This window comes from Paraburkholderia sejongensis (genome assembly GCF_020880815.1).
Lineage (GTDB): Bacteria > Pseudomonadota > Gammaproteobacteria > Burkholderiales > Burkholderiaceae > Paraburkholderia > Paraburkholderia sejongensis.
On sequence record NZ_JAJITD010000022.1, the window covers coordinates 38,805 to 54,957 of the forward strand.

Here is a 16,153-nt window from a genome sequence, read left to right on the forward strand (position 1 = left end):
ACCGCTTTGCCGGGCATTTGCCATGCATTCGTCGCGCATTTTCCGCGCATTCATCGCGCAGTTGCCTTCAACGGCGACGCTCAGCCCTTCAGCGGCTCGGCCGCATCGAGCATGATCTTCACGAAGTAATCCGCGAAGCTGCGCCGCACGACGATCTCGAAGCTGTCCGCGCCGGTCGGCAGCAACGTGATCGATGCCTTGAAATAGTGGCTCTGCGCGCACTGCCCGACGCCGAACAGCTTCGGATGCAGGTCGAGCGGACAGCCGCGCGCGAGTACGTCGCGAGTGCGCGTGCCGCTGATTTCGAGCACCGTATAGCCGCTGCCGATATCGACCGCCGACGCGAACAGGCCGGCGAACGCCGCGCGCAGTTTCGCTTCGAGCGGCGCGGCGCGGGTCGCGTCGTGCGCGGCCGCCGAGCCGATCAGCCACTCGTCCGGGCCGAGCCACACGATCCGGTAGCCGTTGCCGCTCGCAACCGTATTGGCTTTTTCCGGCGGCTTGCAGCCGATCACCTGTTCGACCGCGTGCATGAACGCCACGTCGCGGGTATCGCCGCGCACGTTCACGAGTTCGAGAAACGGCCGCTCATCGAGCCGGAACGCGGCGGTCGCCGTAGCCTGATGCTGCTTGAGCAGCGCATCCACGCCGACCAGCGGCGACTCCTGCCACACGCCGGTTTGCCGTCCGACCGCGCGATCGACGATCGACACCGTGCTGCTAGCTTCATTCCACATGTTGACGTGCTCCTTCGCTGTCGTAGAACACCGGGCTGGTGATCTTCGCGCTGATCTGTTTGCCGCCCGCGAGGGCAATCGTGACCGTATCGCCGATCCTGTCGAGACCGCCCTTGACGACCGCCATCGCAATCGAGCGCTTCAGGATCGGGCTGAAGTAGCTCGATGTCACGTGCCCGAGCATCGGCGCGGTGTCGCCCTGGAACGGCCCGGCGACGATCTGCGCGCCTTCCGGCAGCACCAGCGACGCCTCCTCGGTCAATAGCCCGACCAGCTGCTTGCGCCCCGCCTTGGCGGTGTCCGAACGGCTCAGCGAACGCTTGCCGAGAAAGTCTTTCGACTTCGCGACCAGCCCGCCCATGCCGATATCGTGCGGCGTCATCGAGCCGTCGGTATCCTGGCCGACGATGATGTAGCCCTTCTCCGCGCGCAGCACGTGCATCGTTTCGGTGCCGTACGGCGTGATGTCGAACTCGGCGCCCGCTGCCATCAACGCTTCCCACACCGCGCGCCCGACGTTGGCCGGCACGTTCACTTCATACGCGAGTTCGCCCGAGAAGCTGATGCGCATCACGCGCGCCGCCACGCCGGCCACCGTGCCTTCGCGATAGGTCATGAACGGGAACGCCGCGTTCGCGAAGTCGATGTCCTCGCACACCTTCTGCAATACCTTGCGGCTGTTCGGGCCCACCACCGCGAAGGTCGCCCAATGGTCGGTGACCGACGCGAGCCGCACGCGCATATCGGGCCACTCGGTTTGCAGCCAGCGTTCGAGCCACGTCAGCACGCGCGCGGCGCCGCCGGTCGTGGTCGTCATCATGTAGTGCTGTTCGGCGAGGCGCACGGTCACGCCGTCGTCGAAGATCATGCCGTTTTCGTCGAGCATCAAACCGTAGCGGCACTTGCCCACTTCGAGCTTGGTCCACGGATTCGTATAGACCCAGTTCAGCAGCTTCGCGGCGTCGGGGCCTTGCAGATCGATCTTGCCGAGCGTCGATGCATCGAGAATGCCGACACTGGTTCGCACTGCCAGCGATTCGCGCGCGACCGCCGCATGCATGTCCTCGCCCGCCTTCGGGTAGTACCACGGGCGCTTCCAGTTGCCGACGTCCTCGAACGCGGCGCCCTGCTGCACGTGCCATTCGTGTACCGCGGTCTTGCGCACCGGATCGAGAAACTCGCCGAGTTCGCGGCCGGCAAAAGTGCCGAACGTGACCGGCGTGTAGTTCGGCCGGAACGTCGTGGTGCCGGTTTCGGGGATCGTCTTGCCGAGCGCCTGCGCGAGAATCGCCATCCCGTTGATGTTGCCGAGCTTGCCCTGATCGGTGCCGAAGCCCATCGCGGTATAGCGCTTCACGTGTTCGACCGATTCGAAGCCTTCGCGCGCGGCGAGGAAAATATCGGCCGCCGACACGTCGTTCTGGAAATCGACGAACTGCTTCGGTCCGCGCGCGGCCTCGTCGCGTCCGCCGACCAGCCACAGCGGCTGCATCTTCGACTCGGTCTGCGCGGCGACCTGCACCGCGTTCGGCCGCGTGACGATATAGCCGGCCGCGCGCGCCGCTTCGACGCCGGCGTCGAGCGCGAAGCGCAGCGCGCTGGCCAGCGCGAAGTCGCCCGCGCATGCGCCGACGCTGGTTTCCGCCTGCATCGCCTTGCCCGGCACGAAGCAGGCCTTCTCGTCATGCCAGTGCGCCTTGCCGCCCGACTGCGCGAACAGATGCAGCACCGGGCTCCAGCCGCCCGACATCGCCAGCAGATCGCACGACAGTTGGCCCCGGCTCGCGCCGATCTGACCGTTCGCGTACGCGGCGAGATCCACCGACGCGACCTGCAGCTTGCCGTGCGCGGCGGTGACCACCGTGCCGGCCAGCACCTTCACGCCGTGACGGCGCGCGAGCGTCGGCAGCGTGCCCTTCGATTCGCCGGCGCGCGGATCGACCACGGTCACCTGCGCGCCGGCCGCTTTCAGATCGAGCGCGCATTGATAGCCGTCGTCGTTATTGGTGAACACGACCGCGTTGCGGCCCGGCAGCACCGCATAGCGATGCAGATAGGTCGACACCGCCGACGCGAGCATCACGCCCGGCAGATCGTTATTGCCGAACACGATCGGGCGCTCGTGCGCGCCGGTCGCGAGAATCACCCGCTTCGCGCGGATCTTCCACAGCAGCTCGCGGGTGCCGTGGCGTTGCGAAACCGGCAGATGATCGGTCAGGCGCTGCGTGACCGTGACGAGGTTGTGATCCTGATAGCCGAACGCGGTGCTGCGGCTCAGGATCCGCACGTCGGGCATTTGCCGCAATTCGTCCTCGATTTTCTGCACCCATTGCAGCGCCGGCTTGCCGTCGATCGTCGCCGGACACGACAGCAGCGAGCCGCCGAGTTCGGGCTGATCGTCGACCAAGGTCACGCGCGCGCCGGATAGCGCCGCCGCGTGCGCGGCCGCGAGGCCGCTCGAGCCGCCGCCGACCACCAGCACGTCGCAATGCGCAAAGCACTTGTCGTAGCGGTTCGCGTCGCGCTGGGTCGGCGCGGTGCCGAGACCGGCCGCGTCGCGAATCACTTCTTCGTACTTCGGCCAGAATTTGCGCGGCCACATGAAGGTCTTGTAGTAGAAGCCCGCCGGAATGAAGCGCGCGAACTTCTGGTTGATCGCCATGCGGTCTTTCTCGATGCTCGGCTTCGCGTTCACGCTGGTCGCAACGAGCCCCTGATACAGCTCCACTTCGGTCGCGCGCGCATTCGGCACCGTGTATGCGCCGGTTTCGAGCTGCACGACCGCGTTCGGCTCCTCGACGCCGGCGGTGATGATGCCGCGCGGCCGGTGATACTTCCAGCTGCGCGCGACGAAGCGCAGCCCGTTCGCGAGCAGCGCGGACGCCAGCGTGTCGCCCTGGTAGCCCTGATAGGCGACGCCGTTGAACGTGAAGCTCAGAGCGATCGCGCGATTGATGCGCCCGCCGCTGGGGAGTCGGTCTTTCTGGCTCATGATGCTTTGCCCTCTTGTGACTGGCCTGTCTGTGCCTGATTAACCGTCGGTGCGTCCTGCGCGAGCAGCGGCCGCTCGAACGTGTCGTAGCCCTGGAACGCGTAGCTGACCGTGTCGCGCTGCGCGATGAACCAGCGGCGGCAGCCCTGGGTGTGCAGCCATTGCTCGCGATGCACGCCGCGCGGGTTCTTGCGCATGAACAGGTAGTCGCCCCATTCCTTGTCGCTCAGTGTTTCGGTATTGAGCGGCCGGGCGATATCGGCTTCGCCGCCGCAGGTGAATTCGCTTTCGGCGCGCGGACCGCACCACGGGCATTCGATCAGCAGCATCTGTGTTCTCCTCTTCGTTGCATCGGGCGGCGTTAGTGCGCGACCGCCGCGGCGCCGTGTTCGTCGATCAGGTGGCCGGTATAGAAGCGGTCCAGCGAGAACGGCGCGTTCAGCGGATGCGGCTCGTCTCTGGCGATCGTGTGCGCATACGCCCAACCCGATCCCGGCGTCGCCTTGAAGCCGCCGGTCCCCCATCCACAGTTGAAATACAGGCCCTTCACGTCGGTCTTGCTGATGATCGGGCACGCGTCCGGCGACACGTCGACGATGCCGCCCCACTGGCGGTTCATCCGCACCCGCGAAAACACCGGGAACATTTCGACGATCGCCTCGAGCGTGCCTTCGATGATCTGGAAGCTGCCGCGCTGGCCGAAGCCGGTGTATTGATCGACACCGGCGCCGATCACCAGATCGCCCTTGTCGGACTGGCTGATATACGCGTGCACCGCGTTCGACATCACCACCGTATTGACGACCGGTTTGATCGGCTCTGACACCAGCGCCTGCAACGGATGGCTTTCGAGCGGCAGACGGATGCCGGCCATGTCGGCGAGCGTGGTGGTATTGCCGGCCGCGACCACCGCGACCTTCTTCGCCTTGATGAAGCCCTTGGTCGTATCGACACCGGTCACCTGGCTGCCGTTGCGGCGAATCCCGGTGACCTGGCAGTTCTGCACGATATCGACGCCGGCCTGATCCGCGCCGCGCGCATAACCCCACGCGACCGCGTCGTGACGCGCGACGCCGCCGCGCCGCTGGATCGACGCGCCGAGCACCGGGTAGCGGCTGTTCAGATTGATCGTCGGTTCGATTTCCTTGATCTGCGCGGGCGTCAGGAATTCGGCATCGACGCCGTTCAGACGGTTCGCGTTGACGCGGCGTTCGGTGTCGCGCACGTCCTGCAATGTATGGGCGAGATTCATCACGCCGCGCTGGCTGAACATCACGTTGTAGTTCAGATCCTGCGCGAGTCCTTCCCACAGCTTCATCGCTTTTTCGTAGAGCGCCGCGGATTCGTCCCACAGATAGTTCGAGCGCACGATCGTGGTATTGCGCGCGGTATTGCCGCCGCCGATCCAGCCCTTCTCGAGCACCGCGACGTTGCGCACGCCGTGCTCTTTCGCGAGGTAGTACGCGGTCGCCAGACCGTGCCCGCCGCCGCCGACGATCACCACGTCGTACTCGGTTTTAGGCTCGGGACTGCGCCACTGCCGCTCCCAGTTCTCGTGGTACGACATCCCGTTGCGCAACAGGCTGAAGATCGAATAGCGGCTCATCGTGGTTCCTTTGGCGGTTTCGCTGGTGCGGTGTAGCGGTGCAAAGCGGTTCAGAAGCGATTCAACCGCGGTTCAACATTCGATGACGTTCACGGCCAGCCCGCCGCGCGACGTCTCCTTGTACTTGGTCTTCATATCGGCGCCGGTTTCGCGCATCGTGCGGATTACGCTGTCGAGCGACACCACGTGCTTGCCGTCGCCCTTCATCGCCATCCGCGCGGCGTTGATCGCCTTGATCGCGCCCATCGCGTTGCGCTCGATGCACGGAATCTGCACGAGTCCGCCGACCGGGTCGCAGGTCATCCCCAGGTTGTGTTCCATGCCGATCTCGGCGGCGTTCTCGACCTGGGCGGCGGTGCCGCCCATCACCGCCGCGAGCGCGGCGGCGGCCATCGAGCAGGCCACGCCCACCTCGCCCTGGCAGCCGACCTCGGCGCCCGAGATCGACGCGGTTTCCTTGTAGATGATTCCGATCGCCGCGGCGGTCAGCAGAAATTCGACGATGCCGGTGTCGCTCGACGCATGCATGAACTTCACGTAGTAGTGCAGCACCGCCGGGATCACGCCGGCCGCGCCGTTGGTCGGCGCGGTGACGACACGGCCGCCGGCTGCGTTTTCCTCGTTGACGGCCATCGCGTACAGATTGACCCAGTCGAGCATCGACAGTGGATCGCGCAGCGATTCCTCGGAGCGCGTGCGCAATTGCACGCACAGGCCGGCCGCGCGGCGCTTCACGTGCATCGGGCCGGGCAGCTCGCCGTGCGCGTGGCAGCCGCGCTCGACGCAGGCGGCCATCGTGCGCCAGATCGCCAGCAGTCCTTCACGCACCTCGTGCTCGGGCCGCATCGCGCATTCGTTGGCCAGCGTGACCGCCGCGATCGACAGACCGCTGTCGCGGCATACGCGCATCAGGTCGTCGCCGGTGCGAAACGGGTACGGCACTTGCGCGCCCGCGCGCAGACCGTTTACGCGGTCGCCTTCGCGATTGACGACGAAGCCGCCGCCGATCGAGTAATACTCCTTCTCCACCAGCAACTGCCCGTTCTCGTCGAACGCGTGGAAGCGCATCCCGTTCGGATGCACGACGCTCGAACCGGGCGCGCCCGGCATCAGCTTGCGATAGAAGCCGAGATGCTCGCGCTCGTCGAAAGCGATCGGCTGCTTGCCGAGCAGGTTCAACTGTCTGGTCTCGCGGATCGCGCGCAGCCGCGGCTCGATCAGATCGGGGTCGATCAGGTCGGGCAGATTGCCTTCGAGGCCGAGCAGCACCGCCTTGTCGGTGCCGTGTCCCTTGCCGGTCGCGCCGAGCGAGCCGAACAGCTCGGCCCGCACGCGGCGCACGAAGCCGAGCAGGTTCGCGTCCTCGATATGCGACGCGAAGCGGCACGCGGCGATCATCGGCCCGACCGTATGCGAGCTGGAGGGACCGATGCCGATCTTGAACAGATCGAAGACGCTGACGTTCATGGCTGGCCTTTGCGCGGGGGTATTGAAGCGTTGGGGGCGTTGCGATGCCGGGTTGACTGTGCGCTTATTGGACCGCAGCCAGAAACCGGTCGATAGAACAAAAACGGCATCGCGCTGGGATAGCGCCGTCAATGCGGCTGTGGGCGGGGGGCGCGGAGAATTTTTTCGCGCCGACCCGGTGCTATGCTTGTTGCACGCATTTGCAGAGGTTTTTTGGTTGCTGGTACGCTTCCGCTCTCTTTCTCGCCGACCGGCCGCGCGCATGAATCCCGCTGACTCGCTTCCCCTTCAATCGCTCGACGGCGCGCCGAAGCAGCGCATCCGCTTCGGCATCATCCTGCTGCCGAACTTCACGCTGACCGCGTTCTCGGGTTTCGTCGACCTGCTGCGCCTGTCCGCCGACGAAGGCGACTTCAGCAAGCCGGTGCGCTGTTCATGGAGCGTGATCGGGGAAACCCTGGCACCGGTGCGCGCGAGTTGCGGAATCCAGATCACGCCGTGGGAAACCTTCGAGAGCGCCGAGCCGTTCGACTACGTCGTGGTGGTCGGCGGCCTGCTGCACTCGGGTCCCCCGACCAGCGACGCGACGCTCGCGTTCATCCGCCGCGCCGCCGCGCGCGACGCGACGCTGGTCGGCATGTGCACCGGCGTGTTCTCGCTGATGCGCGCGGGCGTGCTCGACGGCCACCGGATCTGCGTAAGCTGGTTTCACTACTGGGATTTCATCGAGCGCTTTCCGGCGGTCGACGAAGATATGCTGGTGGCCGACCGCCTGTTCGTGATCGACCGGCGGCGCATCACCTGCTCGGGCGGGCGCGCATCGATCGACGTCGCCGCCGCGATCCTGCTGCGCCACTTCGAAACCGCCACCGTGCAAAAAGCGCTGCGCATCCTGCTGGTCGACGATCTGCAGAAAGGCAACGCGCCGCAGCCGCATCCGCCCGGTCTCGCGCCGGCCGCGCATCCGAAGGTCAAGCGCGCGATCCTGCTGATGGAGCAGCACGTGGGCCGCGCGCTGTCGCTCGACGAACTCGCGCGCAAGCTCGACCTGTCGCCGCGTCAGCTCGAACGGCTGTTCAAGGCGCAGACCGGCAAGGCGCCGCAGGCGTACGCGAAGCAGGTGCGGCTGCGCACCGCCGCGTGGCTGCTGACCAGTTCCGACAAGACCGTCGCCGATATCGCGTCGAGTTGCGGCTTCTCGGATGCGTCGCACCTCGGGCGCGAATTTCGCAAACAGTTCGGCCTCCCACCAGTCATGTATCGCGAGCAGCGCGGCACCGCCGCCGAGGTGGACGACGGCTCGGGTTACGACGAGACCTTCCCCGGCCGCGCGCAGGCGATCTGACGAGCACAAGCCGGTTTGTTCAAGCGACGCTTAGCCGCCGCTGGTCTGGAATCCTGACAAAGCCGCCTTCGCGCGCAGTTGCTCGAAGCGGTCCACGGTCGGATTGAGCGCGCGTTGCGATTGATCGATCGCCGCGACCGAACCCGACGGCGGCGCGGCGGGCGTCAGCGAACAACTGCCGCCGAACGGCCCTTGCGGCACCGCGAACGCGGGGGCGTCGTTACGCGGCGCGGCGTTGAAATCGAGCGCATAGGCGAGATTGACGGTCGCCGTGTCGTTGCCGCGTACGCCGAGCGGCTGCAAGCCGAAGCGCCATTGCAGCAGCGCATGAATCGAACTCGGATCGAACGGATAACGGGTGACCGCACCCGCGGGCACGCGCGGCCCCAACAGCGCGAGCGGCACCCGGAAGCCGAGCTTGCCGTCGTTGCCGAGCGCATGCTCGCTGTTGCTGACCAGCCGGGTCGGCGGTACCACGTGGTCGGCAAAACCGCCCCATTCGTCGTACACGACGATCATCAGCGTGCGATTCCACGTCGGGCTCGTGCGCAGCGCTTCGTAGACCTGAGCGAGAAACGCCTGGCCGTTGCGGATGTCCGCGTGCGGATGATCGTCGCCGGACACGCCGGTCTGCTCGCCCGCGAACGCCGGGTCGACCATGCTGAACGCCGGCAGCGTGCCGGTCGCCGCCTGGCTGAGGAAGTCCGTGAACGGCCGCGAAATGCCGAGATAGCGGGTGCCGTACAGCGCGGTGAACGGCACGTCGCGATAGTAGTAGTTGCCGTCCACATTGGCGTCGCTGAGCCGGTCCCAGATCGTCGCGAGCGAGCTCGTGTCGATGCGGTCGTCGAGCCGGTCCGTCGCGCCGCTGTGCAGATACAGGCGATTCGGAAAGGTGCTGGTCAGGATCCCGCTGAAGTAGAAATCGCCAATCGTGTAGTGACTGGCGACCGCGTTGAAAAACGGCAGATCGGCCGACTCGTAGTAGCCGATCGGCAGCAGGTCGCCCGGGTGCAGGCTGGTGCCCGGCGTGAGCAGCCAGCCGTTCATCTCGCCTGATGCCAGTTGCGTGCGGGCGCCGTCGTAACTGTGATTGGGGTCCTGGTACGCGCACGCCTGATAGCCGTATGCGGCGTTTGCCGCGAGCGAAAACGGCGTTTGCGTTGTGCCGAACGCGTCCTTGAACTGCTGGTTGGCGGGCCGGCCCTCGGCGTTGGGGACCCAGCCGAGGTAGTGATCGAACGAGCGGTTTTCCATCGTGACCAACACGATGAAGTCGATGCCCGAACTGGCCGGCGCGGGCAGCGTGGGGCGCGGCAGGCTGTAGCGGTCGGCGCCGTCGGGCGACGGCAGATCGGTGACCGACGGCGCGGGCGCGCCGCCGCCGTCCGAGATCCCGCCGCCCCCGCCACCGCAGCCCGACAGCGCGACGCCGCCGGCCACGGCGGCTACCCCGGCAAGAAAGCGGCGCCGGGCGTAGCCGTGATACGGGTGAGTGTCGTCTCCCATCACACCTCTCCTCGTTCAGATGCGGCGCGGGCGAGCCGTTGCGGCGTTGCTGCCGCACTGCCGCGCAGCGAAACGCGCCCGTCGCGTGGGGATGGCGGGCTGCTGGTGGCAGCAAGCGGTGGGCCTGAAACCCGCAATGGTTGCGCGTCAATCGGCGCAAGGATTCGCACTGATGGCATAATATGCCAATCGCGATTTCATTCAGGGGATTGCCATGCCGACCCGCAACGTTGTATTGACCGATCATCAAGCCGCGCTGGTTGACCGACTCGTGACATCCGGACGCTACCAGAACGCAAGTGAGGTCCTACGCGACGGACTCCGGCTGATCGAGCGTGCGGAAGCCGAAACCGCCGCCAAACTCTCAGCGTTGCGCGAGGCTGCCCGCCTGGGTATCGCAGACATCGAGGCAGGCAGGCTGCGTGCCTTCGCCTCGCCCGACGACCTCGATCGGCACTTCAAGGATCTGACGGAATCCATTATCGAAGCCGAGCGCGCCAACAAGGGCAAGCCGTGACTGCAAGAGCCGTCTGGACCGTTCGGGTTTCAACCGTCGCGCAAGACGACTTCAGCCGCATCATCGGATGGACGACCCGCGAATTCGGGCCGCAGCAGGCGCGCGTTTATTCCCAAACGCTCCGCAGCACGCTTAGGGACATGGCCGCAGGCCCAGCGCTGACGGGTGTGGCCGCGCGTGACGACATCGCGCCAGGCCTGTTGACCCTCCATGTGGCCAGAAAAGGCCGCAAAGGCCGGCATTTCGTGATGTTCCGGGTTGTCAGCGACGAAACCCGCGTGCTCGACGTAGTGCGCATCCTCCACGATGCAATGGACCCGGCGCTGCACATCCCCAGCTCATGAAAATCCTACCCCGGCACTCGCCGCTCGACACTCGGCGCATGTCCGAACTGCGCGCGATACGCCTTGCTGAAATGACACGGCGAATGAAAACCGCACACCGCCGTCACCCGCGCGATCGACGCATCGGTATTGCGCAGCAGTTCGCGCGCGCGGCGCAATCTCAAGCTCAGGTAGTAATGCGTCGGCGACACGTTCAGGAACATCTTGAACATCCGCTGCAAATGACGCTGCGACAGCTTGACGAGCCGCGCGAGTTCGTCGAGCGATAACGGCTCCTCGATATTGGCTTCCATCAGCCGCACCACTTCGACCAGTTCCGCCCGCGAAAAGCCGACCCGCGCATCGACCGGGATGTGCTGATAGTCGGTCGAGCCGCGAATCCGCTCGACGATGAACTGCTCCGACACCTGTGCGGCCGCCGCCTGGCCGAGCCGCAAGCCGACCAGATGCAGCATCAGATCGAGCGGCGCGGTACCGCCGGTGCAGGTCAGCCGGTCGCGGTCGATCACGAACAGCTCGTCGGCGAAACGCACGTGCGGATAGCGCTGATGCAGCGGCGACATGTCCTCCCAATGCACGGTCGCGCGATAGCCGTCGAGCACGCCGGCCGCGAGCAGCGCGTACGGTCCGGTGCAGATCCCGCCGAGCGGCACCTGTTGCGCGGCAAGCTCGCGCAGCAGCGCGACCACCGTATCGGTCACGTAGTCGCGCACGTGCCAGCCGGCACAGACGAACAGCAGATCCGGCACGCCGGCCTCGGCGAGCGTGGTGGTCGGCTTCACCGTGATGCCGTTGCTCGCGGGGGCCGCTTCGCCGTCCGGCGTGATCACCGACCAGCGGTAATGCTGCGCGCGGCCCACATAGTTCGCCATCCGAAGCACTTCGACCGCGCTCGTGAACGCGATCATCGAGAAGTTCGGCAAGGTCAGAAAGCCGACGTGCGCAACCTTGGCGAGCCGCGGATCGGCCCCCTCGGGCCGAGCGGCGCCGACTGCGGTGAGCGTGTCGCGCTTCATCGGCGTGGTCAGCCGTGTTGCGCGGCCGGCTCGCGGCGCACCTTCATCGCACCGCGCAGCCCGGCGAACAGCGGCGCGCGTGCCTTGCCCGGCGCGCGGCCGAAGCTCTCGGTGATGCGGTCCAGAATGATCGCCAGCATCACCACCGACATCCCGCTCTCGAAGCCGAGCCCGATATCGAGCCGCTGGATACTCGCGAGCACGTCGTTGCCGAGACCGCCCGCGCCGACCATCGACGCGATGATCACCATCGACAACGCCATCATGATGGTCTGGTTCACACCGGTCATCACCGACGGCAGCGCATTCGGAAACTGCACCTTGTACAGCAGTTGCCACGGCGTGCAGCCGAACGCCTGCCCCGCCTCGACGATCTCGTGATTCACATGCTTGATGCCGAGCGCGGTCAGACGCACCGCCGGCGGCATCGCGAAGATCACCGTCGACAGAATCCCCGGCACCCGGCCGAGGCCGAACAGCATCGCGGCCGGGATCAGGTAGACGAACGCCGGCATCGTCTGCATCAGATCGAGCACCGGGCGCACGATCATCTCGACCGTGCGGCTCCTGGCCATCCAGATGCCGAGCGGCACGCCGAGCACGAGGCTGATCACCGTCGACGACAGCGTGAGGCCGAGCGTGATCACCATCTGATCCCAGAAGCCGGTGCCGTAAATCAGCAGCAGCGCCGCCAGCGTGAACAGCGCGAAACGCCAGCCGACCCGCCATAAACCGACGCCGACGAACAACGCCATCAGCGCCCACATCGGCACCGCCTGCAAACCGTGCTCGACCGCCGCGGCAAAACTTTCGATGACCTTGCCGATCGTGTCGAAGGTCTTCGCGTCGTGTTCGAGCAGATAGTGAACGCCGTGATCGACCCAGGCGCCGATCGGAATGATTTCAGACATGGGAACCTCGATGGCGCGTAAGGACGTTCAGCACGTTCGTCTTGTTGACCGAACCGCAATAGGAGCCGTCGGCTTCGACGACCGGCAGCGGCGCGCGGCTCGCAGCCACGCGCTCGACCACGTCGTTCAGCGGCGTGCTGCGGTCGATGGACTCGATCTGATTGAGTTGCGGCGACGCACTACCGCTCGCGTCGCGGCATACGAAGCCGCGGATCCGCCGCGCGCCGTCGAGCACGAACGCGTACTCGGCGCTGCCGTTGAGCGTCGCGGCGACGCTCGATGCGTCGATCTGCGGCGCGTGCATCAGCGGCACCGCGTCGGTCTGCATCAGATCGCCGGCCGTCAGATAGCGGCTCGTGTCGATCCCTTCGAAGAACGCGCGCACGTAGTCGTCGGCGGGGTATTTGATGATTTCCCGCGGCGTGCCGATCTGCACCACACGGCCGCCCTCCATGATCGCGATGCGGGTGCCGATGCGCATCGCCTCTTCCAGATCGTGCGACACGAACAGGATCGTGCGCTGCTGTTCGCGTTGCAGCTCCAGCAGCACGTTCTGCATTTCCTTGCGCTTGAGCGGATCGAGCGCGGAGAATGCTTCGTCCATGATCATCAGCGACGGATTCACCGCGAGCGCTCGCGCGAGTCCAACGCGCTGCTGCATGCCGCCCGACAGTTCGGACGGCAGCTTGTGCGCGAACGGCGCGAGCCCGACCTGCTCGAGCACCGTCATCGCGCGCGCTTCACGCTCCTTGCGGGCGACGCCGGCCACTTCCAGCCCGAACGCCGCGTTCGACAGCACGTTGCGTTGCGGCATCAGCGCGAACGACTGGAACACCATGCTCATGTCCTTGCGGCGCACCGCGATCAGCTCGCCGCGCGGCACCGCGGCGACGTCGCGGCCATCGATCAGCACCTTGCCGGCGGTCGGCTCGACGAGCCGATTGATCAGGCGAATCAGCGTCGACTTGCCGGAGCCGGACAGGCCCATCAGCACGAAGATCTCGCCCTCCTGAACCTCGAACGACACGTTGTGTACGCCGACGATCTGACCGGTGCGCGCGAACACCTCTTCTTTCGTCGCGCCGCCGGCCAGCATCGCGAGCGCCTGTTTCGGATTACTGCCGAATACCTTGCACAGCCCTTCGACCACGACCTTGGGGGAATTCATCGGATGCTCTCCTGGCGTGCGGAGCGTCGTCCGCGCATTGACTACATAGTTGCCAGAAAAAAGTGCGGGTTGCCGACTAATTGCGACAACCACATGAGGAAATGCGACACCTGACGGCCGTAAGGAGCGCCTTTGCGGCGGGAAAAGCCTTGCTGGACAAGGGGTTGGCGGGTTTCGAGCGACGTCGCGGGCATGTCGCGCGCATGTGGCGCCAAAGCAGATCGCATTGGCGTGGCCCCACGGTGATTCGTCCGAATACGGCTTTACAGCCGGCTCACGAAATCGACACCCCGAGCAGGCGCCCGACGCCGAACGTAAACCCCGCCGCGACGAGGCCAATCACGATCTGCCGGAATGCCGAAAAAGCCGCGCCGCGGCCATTGAACAACGACGTGAACACGCCGATCGACGCGAGCGCCAGCATGCTCAGCACCACGCACTGAACGATCGCACTGACGCCTCGGCTCCATAGAAACGGCAGCACCGGAAAGATTGCGCCGAGCGCGAACAGGCAGAACGACACGCCCGCCGCCGACCACGGATTGCCGCCGAGTTCGGCCGGATCGAGGCCGAGTTCTTCGCGCGTGAGCGTGTCGAGGGCCTTGTCCTTGTTGCGCATCATCTGCGCGGCGACGCGTTTGGCCTCGTTCGCGTCGAGCCCTTTCGCGCGATAGATCAGCGCGAGTTCATGCTCCTCGGCTTCCGGCTGTTCGTCGATTTCTTCGGCCTCCCTGGCAATCTGCGTGCTCGCCAGTTCGCGCGCATTGGTGACCGACAGCCATTCGCCGAGCGCCATCGAACACGCGCCCGCGATCAGTCCGGCGAGGCCGGTGAGCAGGATCGCCTGGTTGCCGGTGCCCGCGCCGGCCACGCCCATGATCAGACAGAAGTTCGACACGAGGCCATCGTTCGCGCCGAGCACCGCGGCGCGCAGATCGTTGCCCGACGCCGCGCTCTTGTGCCACGACTCGGCCGCGGCGATGCGCGCGCCCGGCGCGAGGTTCGGATCGCCGCCGCCGGCGAGCGTCTGCACCACGGCCGCGTGATGATGTTCGTCCGCCGACATGCGGCCCGCGTCCCGTTGACCGCGATATTTATTGCGGTCCGCGTATTCGGCCGCGGCGAGCGTCGGCAACACGAAGTTCGCGCCGAACACGCGCACGAGGCCTTTCATCAAGCGGGTTTTCACCGCGTGTCCGTGGCCCTTCGGCTGCACGCCGTGGGACTTGAGCTTGTCGGCCCACACCTGTGCGTGGCTGTGCTCGGACTGTGCGAGGTCCTGATAGACCTGCTTGCGGGTTTGATCTTTTTCGACGCTCGCGAGCGTCTCGTAGAGGGCGGCGCTGTGCAGTTCGTCGGAGAGATTTGCCTTGTAGCGCCTGACTTCATGCTTGGTTGCCATGATCTCGTGCGGTTCGGGTCGCGTTGTTGACGGCTCAGCGTAACCGATTCGAAACCCGCGGCACGAAAGGCCCTAAAACATGGAATGAGCGAGAAGCAATCGCGTTTTTATCCGCGTACTGAAGGGAGGCGAAGCTGGCCGGAATTCGACCGCGATGACAGCATCATGAAGACAATGAAAACACCCGGCGCCCGCTCGATGACCGATGCGTTGCGCCGGGTCTGCCGGATGCGCTTACTGGCTTGCGCCCTTAGCGGCGGCGGCCTTCTTCTCCGCTTCCTGCAGCTTGTTCGGGTAGTTCGGATCATTGGCCGCCGGCTGGTAGCCCGCGTCTTCGAGTTTCTTCAACTCGGCGTTCTTCTTTGCGCGAGCCTGTTTGCGAGCTGCCTTGTGTTCGGCCTTGAGTTCGGCCTTCGAGGGCTTCGCGGCACTCGCGGCCGGCGCGGCGGCATCGGTGCCTTGCGCGGACGCGAGCGGGATCGTGCCGGCCATGAATGCGGCGGCCGAAATCCCAAGCATGATTCGTTTGATAGCGAAGCTCTTCATAACTGATTATCCCTTGCAATGAATTGGTAATAAGTTGTAGTCCAGCTGTAAAACGTATGCACCATGACGGATCACGTAACCACCCTCGCAAATCCGTCCATGGCAGCTTACAGGCAAATACGCGGAATTGGGATAGCGCCTTTGATGCCGACTGTGAGGGGGCTACAGACTGCGCCCCGGCGCGCTTGTCGCCGATGGCGTCGCATTGTCAGGCAATTCCACTGTGCGGAATATGCATGCTCGGGAAAAGAAGCATTTCAAATCGCCCAATCCGGAATTTCTCAATTCATTACAGCTACTTACTCCGGTCTATAAGACACCGCGCTTGATTTAGGTGTTTTCCCTATTTTGATCTGCATTGCAGTTTTTCGGTCGGTTTCCCTCGTTGACATAGTCCGAACGATCGTGCGAAATTGCGCCCTGCACTTTGCATGCACACGGCGCAAATCGCTGCGGCGACTATGCAGCGCCGAGCGCGGGCGTCATCTTGAATCAGGAGATCAGCACACCTGCAAGAAGCGCGTTCGATCCGCGGCCCCCTCGTCAATCGATCGATATTTCGCATTCCTTATCCGGTTGCGAGGACAGTTCGT

At 65.3% G+C, this 16,153-nt stretch carries 14 protein-coding genes; 3 read left to right on the forward strand and 11 right to left on the reverse strand.

What is annotated here, in order from left to right:
- Positions 1 to 80: 80 nt before the first annotated feature.
- The 5 genes from LJ656_RS30580 to LJ656_RS30600 all read right to left on the reverse strand — a co-directional run bounded on the left by LJ656_RS30580 (position 81) and on the right by LJ656_RS30600 (position 6,802).
- A complete protein-coding gene (locus tag LJ656_RS30580; protein ID WP_230513204.1) occupies positions 81 to 737 on the reverse strand; it encodes a sarcosine oxidase subunit gamma in 657 nt (218 codons plus the stop codon).
- The gene (locus LJ656_RS30585) at positions 727 to 3,729 is read right to left on the reverse strand and encodes a sarcosine oxidase subunit alpha family protein (RefSeq protein ID WP_230513205.1); all 3,003 of its coding nucleotides are present in this window, start codon (positions 3,727 to 3,729) and stop codon (positions 727 to 729) included. Before LJ656_RS30585 ends, LJ656_RS30580 begins: the two co-directional genes overlap by 11 nt.
- Positions 3,726 to 4,058 (reverse strand): sarcosine oxidase subunit delta, encoded by a 333-nt coding sequence (locus LJ656_RS30590; protein ID WP_230513206.1) that lies wholly within the window; start codon positions 4,056 to 4,058, stop codon positions 3,726 to 3,728. The genes LJ656_RS30585 and LJ656_RS30590 overlap by 4 nt, the downstream gene beginning before the upstream one ends.
- Positions 4,059 to 4,090: 32 nt before the next feature.
- Entirely contained in the window at positions 4,091 to 5,335 is a 1,245-nt protein-coding gene (locus LJ656_RS30595; RefSeq protein ID WP_230513207.1) for a sarcosine oxidase subunit beta family protein, read from the reverse strand.
- Positions 5,336 to 5,407: 72 nt separating this feature from the next.
- Positions 5,408 to 6,802, reverse strand: coding sequence for an L-serine ammonia-lyase (locus LJ656_RS30600; protein ID WP_230513208.1), 1,395 nt, complete (start codon positions 6,800 to 6,802; stop codon positions 5,408 to 5,410).
- 262 nt (positions 6,803 to 7,064) lie between these two features.
- On the opposite strand from LJ656_RS30600, the gene LJ656_RS30605 reads away from it, so the two are divergent.
- Entirely contained in the window at positions 7,065 to 8,147 is a 1,083-nt protein-coding gene (locus LJ656_RS30605) for a GlxA family transcriptional regulator (protein ID WP_230513209.1), read from the forward strand.
- A gap of 30 nt (positions 8,148 to 8,177) precedes the next feature.
- Here the strand turns inward: LJ656_RS30605 and LJ656_RS30610 are convergent, their stop codons facing one another.
- Entirely contained in the window at positions 8,178 to 9,656 is a 1,479-nt protein-coding gene (locus tag LJ656_RS30610) for an alkaline phosphatase family protein (protein ID WP_230513210.1), read from the reverse strand.
- Positions 9,657 to 9,870: 214 nt separating this feature from the next.
- On the opposite strand from LJ656_RS30610, the gene LJ656_RS30615 reads away from it, so the two are divergent.
- Positions 9,871 to 10,173, forward strand: coding sequence for a type II toxin-antitoxin system ParD family antitoxin (locus LJ656_RS30615; protein WP_230513211.1), 303 nt, complete (start codon positions 9,871 to 9,873; stop codon positions 10,171 to 10,173).
- Positions 10,170 to 10,517, forward strand: coding sequence for a type II toxin-antitoxin system RelE/ParE family toxin (locus LJ656_RS30620; protein WP_230513212.1), 348 nt, complete (start codon positions 10,170 to 10,172; stop codon positions 10,515 to 10,517). The genes LJ656_RS30615 and LJ656_RS30620 overlap by 4 nt, the downstream gene beginning before the upstream one ends.
- Positions 10,518 to 10,522: 5 nt before the next feature.
- On the opposite strand, the gene LJ656_RS30625 is transcribed toward LJ656_RS30620, so the two are convergent.
- The 5 genes from LJ656_RS30625 to LJ656_RS30645 form a co-directional block, all read right to left on the reverse strand.
- Positions 10,523 to 11,533: a GlxA family transcriptional regulator gene (locus LJ656_RS30625; protein WP_230513213.1), complete on the reverse strand. Its 1,011-nt coding sequence runs from the start codon at positions 11,531 to 11,533 to the stop codon at positions 10,523 to 10,525.
- A gap of 8 nt (positions 11,534 to 11,541) precedes the next feature.
- A complete protein-coding gene (choW, locus tag LJ656_RS30630) occupies positions 11,542 to 12,444 on the reverse strand; it encodes a choline ABC transporter permease subunit (protein WP_230513214.1) in 903 nt (300 codons plus the stop codon).
- Positions 12,437 to 13,612 carry a quaternary amine ABC transporter ATP-binding protein gene (locus LJ656_RS30635; RefSeq protein WP_230513215.1) on the reverse strand — a complete coding sequence of 392 codons (1,176 nt, stop codon included), beginning with the start codon at positions 13,610 to 13,612 and terminating at the stop codon, positions 12,437 to 12,439. The genes choW and LJ656_RS30635 overlap by 8 nt, the downstream gene beginning before the upstream one ends.
- Positions 13,613 to 13,886: 274 nt before the next feature.
- Entirely contained in the window at positions 13,887 to 15,014 is a 1,128-nt protein-coding gene (locus LJ656_RS30640) for a VIT1/CCC1 transporter family protein (RefSeq protein ID WP_230513216.1), read from the reverse strand.
- Between the two features lie 234 nt (positions 15,015 to 15,248).
- Positions 15,249 to 15,560 (reverse strand): hypothetical protein, encoded by a 312-nt coding sequence (locus tag LJ656_RS30645; RefSeq protein WP_230513217.1) that lies wholly within the window; start codon positions 15,558 to 15,560, stop codon positions 15,249 to 15,251.
- Positions 15,561 to 16,153 lie beyond the last annotated feature (593 nt).

Excerpts from the sequence above, each read along its gene's own strand:
- LJ656_RS30590 (WP_230513206.1), bottom strand. The coding sequence starts at position 4,058 with ATGCTGCTGATCGAATGCCCGTGGTGCGGTCCGCGCGCCGAAAGCGAA.
- choW (WP_230513214.1), bottom strand. The coding sequence starts at position 12,444 with ATGTCTGAAATCATTCCGATCGGCGCCTGGGTCGATCACGGCGTTCAC.
- LJ656_RS30580 (WP_230513204.1), bottom strand. The coding sequence starts at position 737 with ATGTGGAATGAAGCTAGCAGCACGGTGTCGATCGTCGATCGCGCGGTC.
- LJ656_RS30585 (WP_230513205.1), bottom strand. The coding sequence starts at position 3,729 with ATGAGCCAGAAAGACCGACTCCCCAGCGGCGGGCGCATCAATCGCGCG.
- LJ656_RS30600 (WP_230513208.1), bottom strand. The coding sequence starts at position 6,802 with ATGAACGTCAGCGTCTTCGATCTGTTCAAGATCGGCATCGGTCCCTCC.
- LJ656_RS30645 (WP_230513217.1), bottom strand. The coding sequence starts at position 15,560 with ATGAAGAGCTTCGCTATCAAACGAATCATGCTTGGGATTTCGGCCGCC.
- LJ656_RS30635 (WP_230513215.1), bottom strand. The coding sequence starts at position 13,612 with ATGAATTCCCCCAAGGTCGTGGTCGAAGGGCTGTGCAAGGTATTCGGC.
- LJ656_RS30615 (WP_230513211.1), top strand. The coding sequence starts at position 9,871 with ATGCCGACCCGCAACGTTGTATTGACCGATCATCAAGCCGCGCTGGTT.
- LJ656_RS30640 (WP_230513216.1), bottom strand. The coding sequence starts at position 15,014 with ATGGCAACCAAGCATGAAGTCAGGCGCTACAAGGCAAATCTCTCCGAC.
- LJ656_RS30595 (WP_230513207.1), bottom strand. The coding sequence starts at position 5,335 with ATGAGCCGCTATTCGATCTTCAGCCTGTTGCGCAACGGGATGTCGTAC.
- LJ656_RS30625 (WP_230513213.1), bottom strand. The coding sequence starts at position 11,533 with ATGAAGCGCGACACGCTCACCGCAGTCGGCGCCGCTCGGCCCGAGGGG.
- LJ656_RS30610 (WP_230513210.1), bottom strand. The coding sequence starts at position 9,656 with ATGGGAGACGACACTCACCCGTATCACGGCTACGCCCGGCGCCGCTTT.
- LJ656_RS30605 (WP_230513209.1), top strand. The coding sequence starts at position 7,065 with ATGAATCCCGCTGACTCGCTTCCCCTTCAATCGCTCGACGGCGCGCCG.